Source organism: Serratia sp. PF-27 (assembly GCF_030053255.1).
Classification (GTDB): Bacteria; Pseudomonadota; Gammaproteobacteria; order Enterobacterales; family Enterobacteriaceae; genus Serratia; species Serratia bockelmannii.
This window is the reverse complement of sequence record NZ_JASGBT010000015.1, coordinates 342,609-360,719: the sequence shown is the minus strand read 5'-3', so window position 1 is coordinate 360,719 and position 18,111 is coordinate 342,609. Positions and strand designations below refer to the sequence as shown.

19 protein-coding genes are annotated in these 18,111 nt (G+C 62.3%); 13 read left to right on the top strand and 6 right to left on the bottom strand.

Annotated features, from left to right (window positions below):
• Nucleotides 1–34 precede the first annotated feature (34 nt).
• Complete coding sequence (locus tag QMZ29_RS06685) at nucleotides 35–1,519, top strand: Ca2+-dependent phosphoinositide-specific phospholipase C (RefSeq protein WP_282980749.1); 1,485 nt, start codon at nucleotides 35–37, stop codon at nucleotides 1,517–1,519.
• 66 nt (nucleotides 1,520–1,585) lie between these two features.
• Nucleotides 1,586–1,879, top strand: a complete 294-nt coding sequence (locus QMZ29_RS06680) for an Rdx family protein (protein WP_004928553.1) — start codon at nucleotides 1,586–1,588, stop codon at nucleotides 1,877–1,879.
• A gap of 6 nt (nucleotides 1,880–1,885) precedes the next feature.
• Here QMZ29_RS06680 and QMZ29_RS06675 read toward each other — a convergent pair whose 3' ends face one another.
• Nucleotides 1,886–2,827: a LysR family transcriptional regulator gene (locus QMZ29_RS06675; RefSeq protein WP_025302807.1), complete on the bottom strand. Its 942-nt coding sequence runs from the start codon at nucleotides 2,825–2,827 to the stop codon at nucleotides 1,886–1,888.
• 97 nt (nucleotides 2,828–2,924) lie between these two features.
• On the opposite strand from QMZ29_RS06675, the gene QMZ29_RS06670 reads away from it, so the two are divergent.
• The 7 genes from QMZ29_RS06670 (at nucleotide 2,925) to QMZ29_RS06640 (ending at nucleotide 7,545) form a co-directional block, all read left to right on the top strand.
• Nucleotides 2,925–4,124, top strand: coding sequence for an MFS transporter (locus tag QMZ29_RS06670; protein WP_261424399.1), 1,200 nt, complete (start codon nucleotides 2,925–2,927; stop codon nucleotides 4,122–4,124).
• A gap of 105 nt (nucleotides 4,125–4,229) precedes the next feature.
• Nucleotides 4,230–4,724, top strand: a complete 495-nt coding sequence (locus QMZ29_RS06665) for a TIGR00645 family protein (RefSeq protein ID WP_025302805.1) — start codon at nucleotides 4,230–4,232, stop codon at nucleotides 4,722–4,724.
• A 189-nt stretch (nucleotides 4,725–4,913) separates the two neighbouring features.
• Nucleotides 4,914–5,369: a 3-hydroxyacyl-ACP dehydratase FabZ gene (gene fabZ, locus QMZ29_RS06660; RefSeq protein ID WP_025302804.1), complete on the top strand. Its 456-nt coding sequence runs from the start codon at nucleotides 4,914–4,916 to the stop codon at nucleotides 5,367–5,369.
• Between the two features lie 30 nt (nucleotides 5,370–5,399).
• Entirely contained in the window at nucleotides 5,400–6,188 is a 789-nt protein-coding gene (locus QMZ29_RS06655) for a spermidine synthase (protein ID WP_049204011.1), read from the top strand.
• An 80-nt stretch (nucleotides 6,189–6,268) separates the two neighbouring features.
• The gene (locus tag QMZ29_RS06650; protein WP_004928567.1) at nucleotides 6,269–6,463 is read left to right on the top strand and encodes a ribbon-helix-helix protein; all 195 of its coding nucleotides are present in this window, start codon (nucleotides 6,269–6,271) and stop codon (nucleotides 6,461–6,463) included.
• A gap of 141 nt (nucleotides 6,464–6,604) precedes the next feature.
• Nucleotides 6,605–7,006, top strand: coding sequence for a VOC family protein (locus QMZ29_RS06645; RefSeq protein ID WP_025302802.1), 402 nt, complete (start codon nucleotides 6,605–6,607; stop codon nucleotides 7,004–7,006).
• Nucleotides 7,006–7,545: a dihydrofolate reductase family protein gene (locus tag QMZ29_RS06640; protein WP_188016062.1), complete on the top strand. Its 540-nt coding sequence runs from the start codon at nucleotides 7,006–7,008 to the stop codon at nucleotides 7,543–7,545. Before QMZ29_RS06645 ends, QMZ29_RS06640 begins: the two co-directional genes overlap by 1 nt.
• On the opposite strand, the gene QMZ29_RS06635 is transcribed toward QMZ29_RS06640, so the two are convergent.
• From QMZ29_RS06635 to QMZ29_RS06625, 3 genes are all read right to left on the bottom strand, one after another.
• Nucleotides 7,530–8,927 (bottom strand): MFS transporter, encoded by a 1,398-nt coding sequence (locus tag QMZ29_RS06635; protein ID WP_049204010.1) that lies wholly within the window; start codon nucleotides 8,925–8,927, stop codon nucleotides 7,530–7,532. The two genes, QMZ29_RS06640 and QMZ29_RS06635, sit on opposite strands and share 16 nt — an antisense overlap.
• Before the next feature lie 113 nt (nucleotides 8,928–9,040).
• Nucleotides 9,041–10,108, bottom strand: coding sequence for an oxidoreductase (locus QMZ29_RS06630; protein WP_025302799.1), 1,068 nt, complete (start codon nucleotides 10,106–10,108; stop codon nucleotides 9,041–9,043).
• A gap of 12 nt (nucleotides 10,109–10,120) precedes the next feature.
• A complete protein-coding gene (locus tag QMZ29_RS06625) occupies nucleotides 10,121–10,870 on the bottom strand; it encodes a DeoR/GlpR family DNA-binding transcription regulator (protein WP_141998037.1) in 750 nt (249 codons plus the stop codon).
• Between the two features lie 152 nt (nucleotides 10,871–11,022).
• Here QMZ29_RS06625 and QMZ29_RS06620 point away from each other — a divergent pair, with 152 nt between their 5' ends.
• Nucleotides 11,023–11,898, top strand: a complete 876-nt coding sequence (locus QMZ29_RS06620; RefSeq protein WP_197835879.1) for an alpha/beta hydrolase — start codon at nucleotides 11,023–11,025, stop codon at nucleotides 11,896–11,898.
• On the opposite strand, the gene QMZ29_RS06615 is transcribed toward QMZ29_RS06620, so the two are convergent.
• Both QMZ29_RS06615 and QMZ29_RS06610 read right to left on the bottom strand, forming a co-directional pair.
• Complete coding sequence (locus tag QMZ29_RS06615; RefSeq protein ID WP_025302796.1) at nucleotides 11,825–13,042, bottom strand: MFS transporter; 1,218 nt, start codon at nucleotides 13,040–13,042, stop codon at nucleotides 11,825–11,827. The two genes, QMZ29_RS06620 and QMZ29_RS06615, sit on opposite strands and share 74 nt — an antisense overlap.
• On the bottom strand, nucleotides 13,042–14,199 hold the full coding sequence (locus QMZ29_RS06610; RefSeq protein ID WP_060433032.1) for a serine hydrolase domain-containing protein: 1,158 nt from the start codon (nucleotides 14,197–14,199) through the stop codon (nucleotides 13,042–13,044). Before QMZ29_RS06610 ends, QMZ29_RS06615 begins: the two co-directional genes overlap by 1 nt.
• A gap of 121 nt (nucleotides 14,200–14,320) precedes the next feature.
• Between QMZ29_RS06610 and QMZ29_RS06605 the strand changes: the two genes are divergently transcribed.
• The 3 genes from QMZ29_RS06605 to QMZ29_RS06595 all read left to right on the top strand — a co-directional run bounded on the left by QMZ29_RS06605 (nucleotide 14,321) and on the right by QMZ29_RS06595 (nucleotide 18,095).
• Entirely contained in the window at nucleotides 14,321–15,208 is an 888-nt protein-coding gene (locus tag QMZ29_RS06605; protein ID WP_261424374.1) for a LysR family transcriptional regulator, read from the top strand.
• Between the two features lie 225 nt (nucleotides 15,209–15,433).
• Nucleotides 15,434–16,738, top strand: a complete 1,305-nt coding sequence (locus QMZ29_RS06600; protein ID WP_197781504.1) for an MmgE/PrpD family protein — start codon at nucleotides 15,434–15,436, stop codon at nucleotides 16,736–16,738.
• Between the two features lie 19 nt (nucleotides 16,739–16,757).
• On the top strand, nucleotides 16,758–18,095 hold the full coding sequence (locus tag QMZ29_RS06595; protein ID WP_282980750.1) for an LLM class flavin-dependent oxidoreductase: 1,338 nt from the start codon (nucleotides 16,758–16,760) through the stop codon (nucleotides 18,093–18,095).
• Nucleotides 18,096–18,111 lie beyond the last annotated feature (16 nt).

Genomic DNA, 18,111 nt, shown 5'->3' with positions numbered 1-18,111 from the left:
GTCCCGTCCCTGCGTCTTGATGAGAGGCAACGTCATGAATGATGCAACGATTCGCTACCATCAGGTGCGGCAAAAGAGCACCCACAACTCGTATCAACGCACGGAAAGCTACCCGGCTCAGGCGCTGTACTGGCGCATCCGTTCCCTTGAGATCGATATCCACAACAGTAATAACGCCGCCGGTTGGCCGCAGTTAAACGGCAACTGGTACGTTTATCATCTGGCGGTCATCGATCAGGTCAGCTCAGTCAACACCTTGGCGGATGCACTGGACGCGCTGTTGGCGTTTCATCGCGCGGTGCCGCAGCACGAAGTCGTCACCCTGTGGCTGGATTTGAAAGACGACTTCAACGCCGCCCGAGATCAAACACCCGAATCGCTCGATCGTTTGTTGGCCGAGCGCCTGGGGCGCGAACACATTTGGGGACCACCCGATCTGATCGGCGACTGCACCGATCTGCAAGCAGCGATCGCCGCCTATGGGTGGCCGTCGCTCGACACCCTGCGCGGCAAGTTCATTGTTGGCTGCACCACCGGCGATCTCGCCTCGCCGAATTCGGTGCTCAATCAGTATGTGCAAAACGGCGCCACCGCCAATCAACGGCTGGCGTTCGTCACGCCGGAAATCACCCAGGCGCAACAAATCGACCAACACGCCTGCGCCGTAATGTTCAACCTCTCGGCCGCCCACACCGCCCTGGCGAACGCGGTGTTTACCGCCGGCTTTGTCGGCCGCGCCTACGGCCTGAACGACGCAAACAGTTGGGCAACCGGCTGGAACAGTCGCGCGCACCATCTGGCCACCAACAAGGTCAACGCCGATTGGGACGGGTGGGCGCGCACCGATCTGCCGATGACTGGCTATCCGTTTACCGGCATCGACGTCACGCTGCCGCCGGATCTGACCGAGTCCGGTGCACTCTGCGCCATCAAGGTCGACTCCGGCGATATCTGGAATAAACGCGACAGCGGCTATTTTCGTTTCGATCGGTCCGCTATCGGCGCCGAACGCACGCTCAGCGCCTTCGTCGCCAACCCGCAGTCACATACCGACGGCTTTATCAAAGGCGGAGTGATGGCGCGGGCCTCGACCGCCGATGACGCCGCCTATATCGCGATATTTCAAACCGCTGCTCGCGAAATCCGCATGCAGTACCGGCGGGATAACGGCGCCGGTACGGAAAAAATCGATGCCCGTCTGCCAAATGGCGTCAACGGCAAGCCCGTCGTCAGCAGCAATACGCCGATTTGGCTGAGGCTGACGGTTCGGGCCGATGGCCGCCAGGCGCAAGGCAGTTATTCAATCGACGGCCTGATCTGGCACGCCGTTGGGGAGATCGGCGTCAGTCAAACGCTGCCGCTGCAAGGCTGGGCGGCCTCCTCACACGGCGCCGGCTACGTAAAATGGCTGTTCGGCGGCGCAAAGGCGCCGACAGAGAGCACCGTCTTCGGCAACTCGGCCACCGGCGAGTTCATCGCCGACAGCGCCCCTGCCGCGAGCCTCGGCCCCTACCGTTAGGAAAATTGACAACGGCGGTGCGGCAGCTGATGATGCAAGCACCGCTTCCTACTCGATCCGCCAACGATGAAAAATGCCCCCGCAGTGACGATCCACTACTGTTCGCAATGCAACTGGCTGCTGCGCGCCGGCTGGATGGCGCAAGAGCTGCTGAACACCTTTGGTGACGATCTCGCCTCCGTCACCCTGATGCCGGGCACCGGCGGGGTCTATCAAATCAGCGTCGATGGCGTGATGATTTGGGATCGCAAGATTGACGGTGGCTTCCCCGATGCGGCGCAGTTAAAGCAGCGGCTGCGCGATCACAGCTTCCCCGATCGCTCTCTCGGCCACAGCGACGGTAAAAAAGCCAGGCACTGAAGGCCGTCAGCGCCCCGTCGGCGGCTGCGCGCCGATAATGCGCGGCATCGTTTCTTTCATCATTTCCATGAATTTGCGTAAACGCGCGGGATAATAGCTGGCGTAGGGATACAGCAGGTAGATAGGCAGTGGCTCGGCTCGCCACAGGGGCAACAGCGTCTGCAGAGATCCTTGCGCCAACTCTTCTTTCACCACCCAAGACGACACGATCGCTACGCCCAGCCCTTCCAGCGCCGCTTTACGCGCCGCATAAAGGCTGTCGGTGCTCAACCTGGGTGCGATGCCGAAACGCCGCTGCTCGCCGCTGGTCGCGTGGGTCAGGACGACCTCATTGCGATAAAAACTGTTTACCGCCAGCCACGGCAATGATGCCAAATCGTCGAGATCGACGATCGCCGGTCGTTCAGTCAACAGTGCGGGTGACGCCACCGTGCTGCGCGGCACTTCCGCCAACAGCACCGCCACCACCGAAGGATCGGTCACCGCGCCAACGTGAATGGCGCAGTCTACGCCTTCGGAAATGAAATCGGGAGAGTGGTCGTTCAGCGTCCACTCCACGCTGGTTTGGGGATAGCGCCGCAAATACTCCCCGAGCGGCCCGATCAGCTGATCCTGCCCAAAGGCGTGCGGAGCGCGCACGCGCAGTGCGCCAACCGGTTCGTCGCGCGCGCCGCGCAGCGCATCTTCCAGGCTTTGCCATTGCGCGAGCAAGCCGCGCGCTTGCTGATAGCAGCGTTCGCCGTCATCGGTAAGATGGAGCGCATGCGTCGTCCGTTGGATCAACCTGGTGCCCAACAGCTGTTCCAACGCCCGCAGACGTCGGCTGATGGTCGGCTGCGAGGTGCCCAGCTGCTGCGCCGCCGCCGACAGGCTCCCGCTCTCGACAATACGCACCAGGGTTTGCAGCAGTATTATACGGTCGCCGTTGGGTAAATTAATTTTATTCATACGCATTACGTATAACAGTTCTACCCATATCGGGTCTACCCGCCGATAACATTCAAGACAAAAATAGCCGCACATCCACCTTGTCAGGAATTATCGAATGAGCCTCTCACCCACCGGCGGTGCGCTTTCCGCCAAAACCGTTTTCCTGTTGGCCACTGGCGCCGGCCTTAGCGTCGCCTCTATTTACTACAGTCAGCCGATGTTGAGCGTCATGGGCGCCGACTTCCATGTCGGCGTTGGCGATACCGGATTCGTGCCGACCCTGACCCAATTGGGATATGCGTTGGGTATTTTGTTGCTGGCGCCGCTCGGCGATCGCCACGATCGCCGCGGGATCATTCTGGTGAAGGGCGTGCTGCTGGCTCTGATGCTGCTGTTGTGCAGCCTGGTTTCCTCTTTTTCGCTGCTGTTGCTCAGCAGCCTGACGCTCGGCCTGGCCGCCACCGTCGCGCAGGACATCATCCCCGCCGCCGCCGCTCTGGCTCCGGACGCCCGACGCGGTAAAATCGTCGGCACCGTGATGACCGGGTTGCTGGCCGGTATTTTGCTGTCGCGCGTATTCAGCGGGCTGGTCGCCGATTATTTCGGCTGGCGCAGCGTTTATGCGTTAGCCGCGCTGGCCGTTTTACCGATCACGCTGGTGATAGGGCGAGCTTTGCCGCGCTTTCAGCCACACAGCACGCTGAGCTACCCCGCCTTGCTGCGTTCGATGAGTCGGCTTTGGGCCACCTACCCTGAATTGCGGCGCGCGGCGTTGTCTCAGGCCTTTTTGTCCGTCGCCTTCAGCGCCTTCTGGTCCACGCTCGCGGTGATGCTGGCCGATCGCTATCAGTTGGGCAGCGCAGTCGCCGGCGCGTTTGGCCTGGCCGGCGCAGCGGGTGCACTGGCGGCACCGTTAGCGGGCAGTCTGGCTGATCGACACGGCCCTGACGCCGTCACTAAAATCGGCGCTGCGCTGGTAACGGTTTCTTTCGCCCTGATGTTTTTACTGCCGTTGCTACCGCAATCGGCGCAATGGGGGCTGATTGCGCTGAGCGCCATCGGGTTTGATCTCGGCATTCAGGCCACGCTGATCGCGCACCAGACCATTATTTACGGCCTCGATCCGGCTGCCCGCAGCCGCCTTAACGCCATTCTGTTCACGCTGGTATTCATCGGCATGGCCACCGGCGCCGCACTGGGCAGCCGCGTACTGGAACACCTGGGATGGCCGGGCGTAGTGGCGCTGACGACGGCCGCGGCGGGTGTTGCTTTGCTGATCCGCATGACGCGCCACTCTTTGCGTGCAACAGCCTGATCCGCGCCGTGATAGGCGCTCGGATAACGCAACCGGTTGATTTCGCCCGGGTCACCTGCGCTATACTGAGCGCCCTTTTTGCCACGCATTTAAAACAATTTTATGATGGAACGCTTGCTAGAAAACGCGATGTACGCCTCCCGCTGGTTGCTCGCACCGGTTTATTTCGGCCTTTCACTGGCCCTGGTCGCCCTGTCGATCAAATTTTTTCAGGAGATCCTGCACGTCCTGCCCAACATTTTTTCTGTCGCGGAAGCCGATCTGATCCTGACCCTGCTGTCGCTGGTCGACATGGCGCTGGTGGGCGGGTTGTTGGTGATGGTGATGTTCTCCGGGTATGAAAACTTCGTCTCGCAGCTGGATATCACCGAAGGGAAAGAAAAACTGAGCTGGCTGGGCAAAATGGACGCCACCTCGCTGAAAAACAAAGTCGCCGCGTCTATCGTCGCCATTTCCTCCATTCACCTGCTGCGGGTGTTTATGGACGCCAAGAACGTGCCGGACAACAAGCTGATGTGGTATGTGATCATCCACCTTACCTTTGTGCTGTCCGCCTTCGTGATGGGCTACCTGGATAAAGTGACCCGCTCCAAGCACTAAAACGTACTGCCACACCCGGTCGTCATGATCGGGTGCCTCCCTCACGCGCCCTTCTTCGCCTGTTTCCCCGCCGTCGTTTTTTTCATCTGGCACATCTGATGATAATTTTATTATAATGTTATTACACTCATCATGGACTGAACGCCGGCCCTTGCACCGGTTTCGCCGCAGACAGGATCACGCTCTCTCATGCCATTGACTGGTCACCCCCTGCAATTCAACGATATTCAGGCGATTTTGCCTCATCGTTATCCCTGCCTGTTGGTCGATCGCGTGCTGCCCGCCGGCACCTGCATTGCCGAAGGGAGGCTGAGCGCCATCAAGAACATCACCGCCAATGAGCCGACGTTCTGGAACGGCCACGCGCACTTCGCCGGTTTTCCCGGCGTGCTGTTGGTGGAAGCGCTGGCGCAAAGCACCGGTCTGCTGGCGCATTACTATCTCGGGGCGCTAAACGAGGGGGAGCATTACTATTTTGCGGCCATTCAGCGTGCGCGGTTTTATCGCGCCGCCCGCCCCGGCGACCAGGTGCTGATGGAGGTGGCCTTTGTGCGCCGCCGCGGGGCGATCGCCCGCTTTACCGGCCGCGCCAGCATCGATGGCCAGCGCATTTGCACCGCCGATTTCATGTGCGCCCGTAAATAGGCCGCTTGCCGAAGGAGCCCTGCGAATACCATGTCTCTGGTTGACAGCTTACTCAAAACCCTTGATTTCTCTCCGCGCGGCCAGGTGATCGCTCGCGAAACCGACGCCTGGGGCGAAATCATCGTTTCCGACCACAAGGACTACCGCACGCTGCGGTTTGACGGCATCTGCGAACAGAGCAAGATGAGCCTCAGCAACCCCGCGCAGCCGATCCACAACTACATCAAAGCGATGCTGATGGCGGTGGCCTGGCAGCCGCCGGCCTCGGCGTTGATTTTGGGGTTGGGCGGCGGCAGCTTGCTGCGTGCGCTGCACGCGCTCGATCCGGCGATGCGCCTCGACGTCGTCGAGCTGCGCGCTGCGGTGATCGCCGTCGCACGCCGCTATTTCACGCTGCCGGCCACCGACACCATCAGCCTGCGCACCGCCGACGCCATGGACTTTGTGCGCCCGCCCGCCGAGACGCGTTACGATCTGATCTTCTCCGATCTCTATTCGGCGTTCGCCATGGATCCGCAGCAAGGCACCCAGACATTCCTGGAAAACTGCGCCGCGCGGCTGAACGACGGGGGCTGGCTGGTGCTGAATTACCACGATCTGCCCGACGAAAACAGCCTGCTGTACCACAGCCTGCACCGGATATTCGGCACCGTATTGTTTTGCGTCGCCCCCAGCGGCAACGTGATCATTTACGCCACGCCGGCCCAGGTGACGTTGCCGCTGAGCGCGCTGCGCAACCTGGCCGCCGGCAGCGGCGAGCTGTTCAACTGCGAACTCGGCTACCTGTCACGCAAAATAGAGCGGCTGCATTTCCGCTAAAGACGAGCGGCGACGCGGTCTGGCTGGCCGCTTCGTCCACGTGGTATTATCATTCAGTTATCATTCTCTGGAGGATCCTGATGGAAAAGAAAACGGCGCGGCTAACGGTGCTGATTGACCCGGACAAGAAGAAAGCTCTGGAAGAACTGTGCCTACAGCAGGACGTCACTCCTTCCCAGGTGGTACGCCAGCTGATCCGCGATTATCTGCACAAGCATCAGGTTGACTATCCCAGCCAGCCGACTCACGCCAATCCACGCGTCGAAAGCAATTGAGCGGCTGCCTGTTCCGCCTACTGTGAAGCGCGCGTTGCTCCTGCGCGCGTCCCTAATCCGAATCCTCCGTTACGGTCTGTCCATTCTGCAATATCGCTGCTACTGTTTGCGTTCATACTCTCTCTTCGGAAAGGAAGCGCCATGTTCAGCCATATTACCGTCGGCGTCAGCGATCTGGACGCCGCCGCCGCCTTCTACGACGCCATTCTGTTGCCGCTGGGATTACAGCGGCGGGAAGTGACGCCGGACGGCGGTCCCGCTGCCCGCTGCTGGGTGAAGCCGGGCCAAACGCTGCCGCGTTTCTATGCTTACCAACCCTTCGACAGGCAGCCAGCCAGCGCTGGCAACGGCAGCATGCTGGCCTTTCTCGCCGCCGATGAGCTGGAGGTTAAACGCGCCTACGCTGCTGGCCTGCTGGCGGGCGGCAGCAGTGAAGGCGAGCCCGGCGAACGCGCGCATTACGGCAAGGGCTATTACGGCGCTTACCTGCGCGACCCCGACGGCAACAAGGTCCATGTGGTGTACCGGGGAGATCTCGCCTGATGAAATGTTCGGTTTATATCGCCACCAGCGTAGACGGATTCATCGCCGGCGCGGACGGCGACATCGACTGGCTGCTGCGCCCCGAGTACGCGGTTTCGTTGCTAAACGGCCTGAGTTATGAGGCATTTATCGCCGACATCGACGCACTGGTAATGGGGCGCCATACCTATGAAAAAGTCCGCGCCTTTCCCGAATGGCCCTATGGTGACCTGCCGGTGGTGGTGCTGTCGACGCAGCCGCCCTCGCCGCACGAGACAGGCCACGTTCGCTGGATGAATGGCGAACCGGCGGCCATCGTGGCGCAGTTGGCCGAGCAAGGCTGCGGTCACCTGTATATCGACGGCGGCCAGACCGTACAGCGTTTCTTGCAGGCCGGATTGATCGACGAACTGACGATGACCCGCGTGCCGCTGCTGCTGGGTGGCGGCATTCCCTTGTTCGGCGCCGATGGCCCGGAGCAGCGCCTGCGCCTGCTCGCCGTCACCCAGTCGGACAATGGTTTCGTGCAAGAACGCTACGCGGTTCAGCGCGCATCGTAACGCAGCATCCGTCGGCGGCCGCCGAAGGCGATGAGCAACGCAGCCAGCGCCAACAGCGCCGCCACGCCGTAAGTCACCCGCATGCCGTCAACCGCGGCCGCCGCCGCAGTACCCGCCACCTGCTGCGAAGCCAGATAAAACAGCGCCCCCATCGCCGAAGCGCCGGTGATCGCCCCGAGATTGCGCGCCAGGTTCACCATGCCGGCGATCAGCCCGCGCCGTTCAGGAAACAGATCCTTCATCAGCATGGTGTTGTTGGCCACCTGAAACAGCGCATAGCCGGCGGTCAGCAGCGCGATGGGGGCGATATAGCCGAGCACGCCCCAGCGGTTAAGCAACGACAGCAATGCCGCCCCGGCGGCCACCGCCGCCAGCCCAAACTGGGCGATGCGCTGCGAGCCAAAACGATCCACCAGATAACCGGCCGGTATGCCGGTCAGGATCGCCACCGCCGGCCCCGCCGACATCACCAGCCCGACCTGCGCAGCGCTTAACCCCAGCGCGCGTGACAGATAGAACGGCCCGACCACCAGCGTGGCGGTCATCACCGTCATCACCAGCGCGCTGGCCGCCAGCCCCGCCGTCAGGGCCGGATGGCGGAACAGCGTCGGCGCCAACAGCGGCGATACGGCGCGGCGTTCCACACCGATGAACAGCGCCCCCGCCAACAGCGCCCCCAGCATCAACGCCAGGTTGAGCGCGCCAAAATTGCCGCGCCCAAGGGTCATCGCCAGTGAATAGCAGAGCAATGCGCCGCCCAGCAGCAGCGTACCGGCGCGATCGAACGGTTCCGGGGGCGCTGCCGCGCGCGGCCCATTCGGCAAGTATCGCCAGGCGAGCCACAGCGCCAGCAGCCCCAGCGGCAGGTTGATCAGGAACATCGCCCGCCAGCCGAAACCGACGATCAGCGCGCCGCCCAACGACGGCCCCAGCGCGGTGCCCACGGCCGACATAGTGCCGAGCAGCCCCATCGCGCGGCCGATTTTTTCCGTGCCCAGCGCCTCGCCCGCCAGCGCCATGGCGATTGACATCATGACTGCGCCCCCCAGCCCCTGCGCCAGGCGCGCCGCCAGCAGCAGCCAAAGCTGCGGAGCCAACGCACAAGCCAACGAAGCGGCGGTAAACAGCGCGATGCCCGCCAGCAGCAGGCGGCGGCGATTGAGGCTGTCGCCCAAGCGGCCGATGCCGATGATGCAGGTGGTGACGGCCAGCAAATAACAGAGCAATACCCACTGCACCGCTTGGAACGAGGCATGGAACGCGGTGGCGAGCGCCGGCAGCCCGACATTGGCGATGCTGATGCCGAGCGATGACAGCAGCATGCTCAAAGACAGTGCGGCCAGTATGCCGCGGACGCCCTGCGGCGAAGGATGGGATAACATGATAAGCACTCCTGACATAGACTGAGGATTAGCCTATGTCAGGGGGTAGGATGGCGGAAGACGCACGGCGTGCACTGTATCCATGCGCCTGACGCCTTATCTGATGCGAGCCGTTACCAGGCGGCGATTTCCGCCTCGGTGAGCGGCAACGGCTGAGTCACACCGGTTTCCGCCGCCAGGGTGGCCGCCTCCAGCACCGCCATTACCGCCAGCGCCTGCGGTGCGGTAACCGGATTGCTGCCGGCGCCGCGCAGCGCGTCGCGCACCTGGACGTAATATTGACGCTGGTCGCCATCCGGCGTCGGCAGCGTACGCACCGGCTCCGTGCCGATAAACAGGCTCATCGCATCGTCGTCTTTGCCCCACTCCGCCGAGCCCGGCGTCACGCCAGCCAGCAGTTGGCTCTCCTGCCCGTCGGCGCGCGCTTTGACCACGCTGCCTTTCTCGCCGTGCACGGTAAAGCGTGAGACGCCGCCCGCCACCAGCATGCTGCCGTGCAGGATCACACGGTGCGTCGGGTAGTTGAGCACCACGTGGGCCCAGTCGTTAATCTGCGCGTTGGGGCGCAGCGTAGCGATGTTGGCCTGCACGCTGTGCGGTAAACCGAACAGCTGCAGCGCCTGATCGACCATGTGCGGCCCCAGATCAAACCACAGCCCGCTGCCCGGCAGGTTCTGCTCGCGCCAGCGCACCCGCACTTCTGGGCGGTAACGATCGATGTGCGACTCAAAGTGCGTCACCTTGCCGATCAGCCCCTGTTCGATCACCTGCTTCACGCCCAGGAAATCGCTGTCCCAGCGGCGGTTCTGGAATACCGACAACAGGCGATCGTGTTTTTCCGCCGCCGCAATCAGCGTACGCGCCTGCGCCAAATCCAGCGTAAACGGCTTATCCACCACCACGTGCTTGCCCGCCTCCAGTGCGGCCAGCGCCAGCGGCGCATGGGTGTCGTTCGGCGATGCGATCACCACCAAATCCACCTCCGGCCGGCGGATGGCCTCCAGCGGATCGGCGATCACCTGCACGTGCGGCAGATCGGCATGCACCTTGGCGGCATCGCGCGAAGCCACCACGCTCAGTTCCAGCCCCGGCACCGCGTTAATCAGCGGCGCGTGAAACGCCTTGCCGACAAAGCCGTAGCCAATCAGCGCCACCTGCAACGGTCGAGCAGTATCGTTCATCAGTGTTCTCCTCTAGCGGTCGTCGGCGACGACACAAAGTTCAATCAATGATTGTTCGTCCAGGTTGTCCCACGGGCGATCGGTAAACAGACGTTGGATCTGCGCCAGATCCGCAACGTGATGCGGCTCGCAGCGGTCCAGTTTCATATGATCGGCCACCAGCCAGCGCTCGCCGCTGTTGGCCAACATGGCGCGTTTGACCTCTGCATCGGCCTCTTCGCCGGCGCTCAGTCCCAGCTGGGGATGCACCGCACAGGCGCCCAGTAAGGCGATGTCCGCGCGGTAGCGCGCCAGCAACGCCAGCGTGGCACTGCCGGCGAATAGCCGCTGACGCACATCCCACTGGCCGCCAAGCAGGATCAGGTTAATCTCCGGCCTGTCGCTCAGGCACTGCGCGATATCCAGCGAAGCGGTGATCACCGTCGCCGGGCCGCGCAACGCCTGCGCCACCGCCAACAGCGTACTGCCCGCATCCAGCATCAGGGTGCTGCCGGACGGGATCTGCGCAGCCACCGCGCGGCCGAGCCGCTGCTTGATCTGCGGCAACAGCGCCGCGCGCGCCTGACGTGGCATGCCGGACGGTTCGAGCGCGATCGCCCCGCCGTGATTTTTCTGCGCCAACCCTTGCCGCTCGAGATCGGCCAGATCGCGGCGCACGGTATCGACCGAAACGCCGATGGCGCCGGCCAACTCCGCCACCGCCGCCTGCCCGCGTTCGCTGAGCAAATCCAGTAAATGGCGCTGTCGTGCCGCTTTGTGCATGGGCTTATTCCGCCGTAAAAAGCATAAAACAGCAATATACAGCAGATAACAGCAATGGAGAAGCCGCAATTGTGCGCACCGGCGATCAAACATCTTTTCGCCTGTGGGACGATGATGATGAAGACATAACGCATAACAATCCGGAGAAACGCATGAACATCGATCTGACGTTTGAACACCTGAGCGCACGCGCCGTGCAATACAATGCCCGCGCTTCGGTGGAGGATTTTGACGCCTGCATGGTGGAATACGCCGCGCTGGCCCAGCGCGCCAAGGCGCAGACGCCGGGCATTTACGATCTGCACTACGGCATGAGCGCCGCCGAGCGCCTCGACCTGTTCCCGGCCAGCGCACAACCCGCCCCGCTGCTGATCTTTATTCATGGCGGCTATTGGCATTCACAGCGCAAAGAGGAAGCCTGTTCGATGGCCGCCGCGTTTGCTCGCCGCGGCGTGGCGGTCGCCACGCTGGAATACACGCTGGCGCCGGAAGCGACGCTCGCGGAGATCGTACATGAGGTGCGCAGCGCCGTCGCCTGGCTCTATCATCACGGGGCACCCTTCGGCATCGATCCGGCACGCATTTTCGTCAGCGGCAGTTCGGCCGGCGGTCACCTGTGCGGCATGCTGATCGCCGACGGTTGGCAGCAACGCTATCGCCTGCCGCCCGACGCGATCAAAGGCGCGCTGGCGCTGAGCGGCCTCTACGATCTGCGCCCGCTGTGCGATATCTACATCAACGACTGGTTGCACCTGACGCCCGAGCAGGCGCAAACCCTCAGCCCGCTGTTTTTACTGCCGGCGAAAGACCATGCGCCGCAGATCCTGCTCGACGTCGGCCAGCGGGAAACGCAAGGTTTCAAAAACCAGACGCAGGCCTATTATGACGCTTGCCGGGCGCATGGCCTCGACGTCCAGCTGCTGGCCGACCGTCACTGCAATCACTTTACGCTGGTCAACGAGCTGGCGGATGCGGAAAGCGCGATGTTCCGGCAGGTGATGGCGATGATCGACGCAACGCAACGGTAGCCTGCCGCTGCAACCGCAGCCTGGCGGCGATCGTAATCACCGCCAGCGCGGCGAACAAGGCTCCGCACAGCAGGCTGCCCTGTAGCCCCCACGCGGTAATAAACCCGCCGCCCGCCAGCGAGCCCAGCGCCACGCCCAGATTGATAAAGGCGATATACAGCCCGGTGGCGAACGCCGGCGCTTGCGGGGCTTCGGAGGTCAGCCAAATCTGCGTGACAATCAAACCGCTGGTGTGCGCCGCTCCCCAATACAGGCAAAGCGCCGTCATCGAGCCAATATTCACGCTGCCATAGCGATACAGCAGCGCATAAGCCGCAATCAAGGCTATCGGATGCAGCAGCACCGTCACCGCACGATGGCGGCTCAGCCATCTGCCGGCCAACAGGTTGCCCACGACACCGCCCACACCGAACGCCACCAGAAGAAAGCCGATGACGCCGCCGCTGAGACCGATTTCGCGGCTGAGGTACTCGGCCGCGTAAGCATAGACGGCAAACATGGCGGCAAAGATCAGCACGCAGGTAGTGATATTCAGCCACAGCGTACCGCTGCGCAGTATCGCCAACTGTTTGCCATAGCTGAGGCGCTGTACGGCCGCATCAGGCAAACGCCACAGCAATCCCAGCGCCGCCAGAAGGTTCACCCAGGCACAGAACCTGAACGACGCTTCATAGCTGAACTGTCCGGCGATCCATTGCGTCAGCGGTATCCCCAGCACCATGCCCATGCTGGTGCCGATGAATGCATAAGCGGTTGCTTTGGTAGCTTGATGCGGCGGATAAAGCGCCGCGGCCGCCACCATGGCCAGTGAAAAATAGATCGGATGAAACAACGCCGGCACAATGCGCAGCAGCATGAGCATGGAGAAGCTGTCCACCTGGGCGGACAGCGCGCTGGCCGCCGCAAACACGGTCAATGCGATCAACAACATGCGTTTGCGATTGAATTGCGACGCCAACAGCACCAACAGCGGCCCGAGCAGCGCAATGGTCAGGGCGAAGATCCCGACCAGCCAGCCTGCCTGCGCCGTGGAGATGCCATACCGTGCAATGATCAGCGGCAAAATGCCCACCACGCCGAACTCGATGCAGTAAACGCCGAACAGCCCCAGCGCGAGGAAGAAAATCGGTGGCATCAGACCCATCACCTCGCTCCCGTCGCGGCATAAACCGCCTGACAAATCTCGCCGACAAAGGCGCCGGACATCCCCTCCAGCGCCGTGTTGGTAAACGCCACCACGCTGAGCTGTCGGGCAGGATCGACGAACCACGAGTGGCCATAGGTGCCCCCCATCCGCCAGCTGCCTACGGACTCCGGCGTTTGTGCGGCGACGGGATCTTTCAGCACGGTGATGCCCAGGCCAAACCCGCGCCCTGGCCAAAACGGCATCGTTAAATCGCCGATTTGGTTGGTGGTCAGCGCCGTCACCCACTCGGTTGGCAGTACCGGCTTTCCTCCCTGGCGCAACGCTTCCAGCAAGCGCAGGAAATCCTCGGCCGATCCGACCATACCGGCGCCGCCTGAAGCGTAAGCCTGCGGATCCAAGGCTCGCGCCGGCGACAGAAGAAAACCGGCGCTGCCATCGATGAACGGTAAACGATCCGGTTGGCGCAGGCGGCGTGGCCCACCGGGATGGTCGGCGTAAGCGGCCGCCAGGCGCGCGGCGTCCACCGCCAGGAAGTCGGTATCCGTCATCGCCAGCGGCCCGGTCACCCATTTTTTTACTGCCTGCGCCAGCGGCAGGCCGCTCGCCTGTTCAATAACCGCGCCCAACACATCGGTGGCGATAGAATAGCGCCACGCCGCGCCGGGCGGAGCCAGCAAAGGGGCGCAGGCAATACGCCGCACGTTTTCCTGCAGGCTGACGGACGCGTCATCCATACCGTCGGAGACCGCCGACTGAGCGTAGAATCCCCCTTCCGGCTGGAAAAATCGGTAGCTTAATCCGGCGGTGTGGGTCATCAAATGCCATAACGTCATCAACGGTTGGGTGCCATCCGCCAGTCGCGGACGAAAATTCGGTAGCCAACGCGTGATCGGATCGTCTAACCGCACGGCGCCTTGCGCCATCAACGCCAGCGCCGCCGTGGACACGATCGGTTTGGACACCGAGGCCAGACGAAACAGCGTATTGAGCGCCATCGGCCGGCCGGCTTCGCGATCTGCCATGCCCGCCGCGCGTCGATAAACGATTTCACCGCCCTGCGCCACCAAAACGACCACACCAACCAATCGTTTTTCGCGTAAGGCTTTCTCTATCGCGCCGTCAATCGCGTTGGCGGTGGATCCGTATTCATTCATCTTTATTACCCCAGGTAGTCAGCCCATGCTGTCGCCACCGAGCATAGGGCGTGGCGATTAACGAAAAAACAGGCTAGATTTCCTTTCATAGCGGACACTCACGTCCGTAATGGGGCAAGCAATGGATAATCTGTCTGGGGTGAGCGTCTTTGTGCAGACCGCGGAGACGCTGAGTTTCGTTGAGGCCGGGCGCGTGCTCGGCATTTCCGCTTCCGCGGTGGGGAAAAGCATCGCCCGCCTGGAAAACCGGCTGGGCACGCGCCTGTTTCACCGCAGCACGCGCAGCATGACCCTGACCGCCGAAGGCCGGCTGTTTCTGCACCGTTGCCAGCGCATTCTGGAGGAATTGGCGGCGGCGGAACGGGAAATCAGCGATACGCACAGCGCGCCGCGCGGCAAGCTGCGTGTCAGTTTGCCGCTGGTGGGCGGCCTGCTGAATCCGGTGCTGGCGGAATTTGTTCGGCGTTACCCGGAGATTGAGCTGGAAACCGATTTTTCCGACCGTCGAGTCGCGGTGATTGAAGAAGGGTTCGATGCGGTGATCCGCGTGGGCGATACCGAGGACTCTCGCTTAATGAGCCGCCAACTGGGCACGTTTCACCTACAGCTGGTGGCGGCGCCGGACTATCTGCGCCGGGCGGGAATACCCCGCCAGCCGGCAGAACTGCGCGATCACGCCTGCCTGTTATACAGATTCCCCACCACCGGCAAAGTCGAGACCTGGCCGGTGGCGGGCGGAGATAAACTGCTCGACGAAGGCCTGGGCAAGCGCACGGTATGCAACACCGTCGATACGCTGATTTACCTGGCGGAAAAGGGCCTGGGCATCGCCTGCCTGCCCGATTTCGCGGTGCGGGAGGCGCTGGAGCAGCAGCGGCTCCAACCCGTGCTTGGCGACCAATGCCGACACAGTGGCAGTCTCAAAATCCTCTGGCCTTCAAGCAAACATCTTACACCGCGTCTCAGGGCATTTATCGACATCATGAGCGTTCGCCTTTTCTCAGCCTAAGTCCTCTACCGTGTTAGAACAAATTCAGCTTTGTTTTGCACAAAAATAGCTAAAGCGCAGCCTGCCGCGCCTGCCAGCAGCCCTGACGGCGGCGCAGTGCCGTCGTGATATTCCATTCAGCGATATAGAAGCGCCGTTCGTTCTTTCGGGACAAAGAAAACCGCCACACAATACCTTTCACCCCGCACTCGTGCATAACCATCTATAAATTCAGGTGTTAACGCCTTGTCATTATCGATAACCGCCCAATTCGCTCATCTGATATTGAACAGCCAGCCGGATCAAACCGCCCTGTCAGCCGCTCGCCGCGGCGTGAAAGATTACTTCGCCTGCGCATTGCCGATTGCCCGCGGGGCGTTGAGCGATGCCGGTCTGGCAGCGATCGGCACGACGTTTCCGCCGACCAGCAGTGAGAACCGTGCACTGCGCTATGGCTATGTCAGCCACTCGTTGGACTTCGATGATTACCATCCTGCGCTGCGTGGCCATCCTAGCACCGTAGTGCTCTCCGCCCTGCTGGCGCTGAACGGCGAGAGTGACAATGTCACTGAGCTGTTAACCGCCTATGTCATCGGTGTAGAGGCCGCTGGCCGGCTGGGATTGGCCGCTGGCACGCAACATTACGTGCAGGGTTTTCACAGCACCGCCACCCTGGGCGCGGTCGCCGCCTGCGCCGCCGTGGCGCGTTATCTGCAGCTTGACCAGCGGCAAACGCAGATTGCTCTCGGCCTGGCGGCCACCCAGGCGGCGGGCCTGCGCAGCCAGTTCGGTTCGGCGGCCAAACCGCTGCACGCAGGGCTGGCGGCACGCAACGCGGTCAATGCCGCCCTGCTGGCTCAGGCCGGTTTCATCGGCCAACCGGAGGGCGTGCTGGACAGCCTGCTGACTTCCCACGGCGACGGCCGGCAAAAAACGGAATGCCTGACCGCCGACTGGGGCACGCCCTGGCGCATCCTGCAACCAGGGCTGGAGTTCAAGCGGTACCCGACCTGCGGTGGCACTCACAGCGCAGCCGAGGCGGCGCTCGCCCTGCGCGCGCGGCTGCTGGAACAAGGCGACGCCCTTGCGGAGATCGCACTGGTTGAGGTCAGTTTTCCGCCCGGCGCAGATACCGCACCCTATATTCGCCAGCCGGCCACCGGTGTGGAAGCGCGCTTTAGCCTCGAATACGTCATAGCCGATGCGCTATACCACGGCGAGGTCCCGCTGACGCATTACGGCGAACAGCCGGTCGATGCGGCTATCGCCGCCCTGGCGGCAAAAGTTGAGCGCCATGTCGATCCCGCAGCCCCGCCGGACGCGCTCGATCCGGAGATGCGCTTCCATCGCCTGACCCTGACGCTGCAGGACGGAAGGCAAATAAGTGACATGGTCACAAGAAAGCAAACCGCCGCCCGGCCGACAGACCTCGACGCCAAGCTGCACGCCATTCTGCAGCTGCTTCCGGGCCTCGAAGGCGAAAGCGTTATCCGCGACTGCGCCCTCATGTCCCCTGGCGCGCTGCCGCGACTGATTGCATTGTTAAATTAATAATAAAACAGGAATAATTATGAGTACTTCACCTTCAACACCATCGCGCCAACTCCGTCTCGGCCTGTTCGTTCAGGCGCTGGGACACCACATCGGAGGATGGCGCGCACAAGGCGCCAGCGGTTCACCGACCGATATCGACTGGTTCACCTGGATCGCAAAAAAAGCCGAAGAAGGCACCTTCGATATGTTCTTCGTCGGCGACGCGTTGGCAACCAGCGTGCACCACCTGCCCTCGACGATGTCACGCCTGGAGCCGCTGACGCTGCTGGCGGCGCTGGCGGTTAACACCCGCCATATCGGGCTGGCGGCGACCGCCTCCACCACTTTCGATCAACCTTTCCACCTGGCACGCGCCATGGCCTCCATCGACCATATCAGCCACGGCCGCGCCGCCTGGAACGTGGTGACCTCTTTCTCCAGCGATGCGGCGCGCAATTTCAGTCGTGAAGACCTGCCGTCGCACGCCGAACGCTATGAAGTGGCGCGGGAATTCCTCGAGGCCAGCTACAAACTGTGGGACGGCTGGGAAAAAGACGCCATCGTGCGCGATAAGCAAAATGGCGTATACGCTATCGACGAGAAAATCCACGCCGCCAACCATAAGGGCAAGCATTTCTCGGTGCAGGGCCCGCTGAATATTTCCCGCTCGCCGCAGGGGCGGCCAGTGATCATTGAGGCCGGCTCTTCCCCGGCCGGCCAACAGTTGGCGGCGGAAACCGCCGAAGTGGTGTTCACCGCCGCCGCCAGCCTGGAAGAAGGACAAGCTTTCTACCGCAGCCAGAAAAAATACGTGGCCGACGCCGGCCGCAACCCGGACCACCTGCTGATCCTGCCAGGTGTGATGCCGATTGTCGGCCGTACCAAAGAAGAAGCGCAGGAAACCTGGTATCAGCTGAATCAACTGGTGGATATCGATAACGGCATTGAGCAGCTGTCGGCGCGCTTTGGCTTCGATTTGAGCGATTACCCGCTGGACGGCCCGGTGCCGAACGTGGGCGCCACCGAAGGCGGCCAAAGCCGCGTGAAACTGCTGACCGATCTGGCCGCGCGGGAAAACCTGACGCTGCGCGAGCTGGCGGCCGTCGCGGCCGGTTCGCGTGGCCACCGCGTGGTGGTAGGCACCGCCGCAGAGATCGCCGACGACTTCCAGCTGTGGCTGGAACAGCAAGGCGCAGACGGCTTCAACATCATGCCGGCGGTGTTGCCCAACCAACTGGAACTGTTCGTCGAGCTGGTGATCCCGGAGCTGCGCCGCCGTGGCCTGTTCCGTGAAGAGTATCAGCATGCAACCCTGCGTGAAAACCTGGGCCTGCCGGAACCGGCAATCAACTTCGCTAACGTAAAATCGGCTTAATCCGCAGGGAAATCAT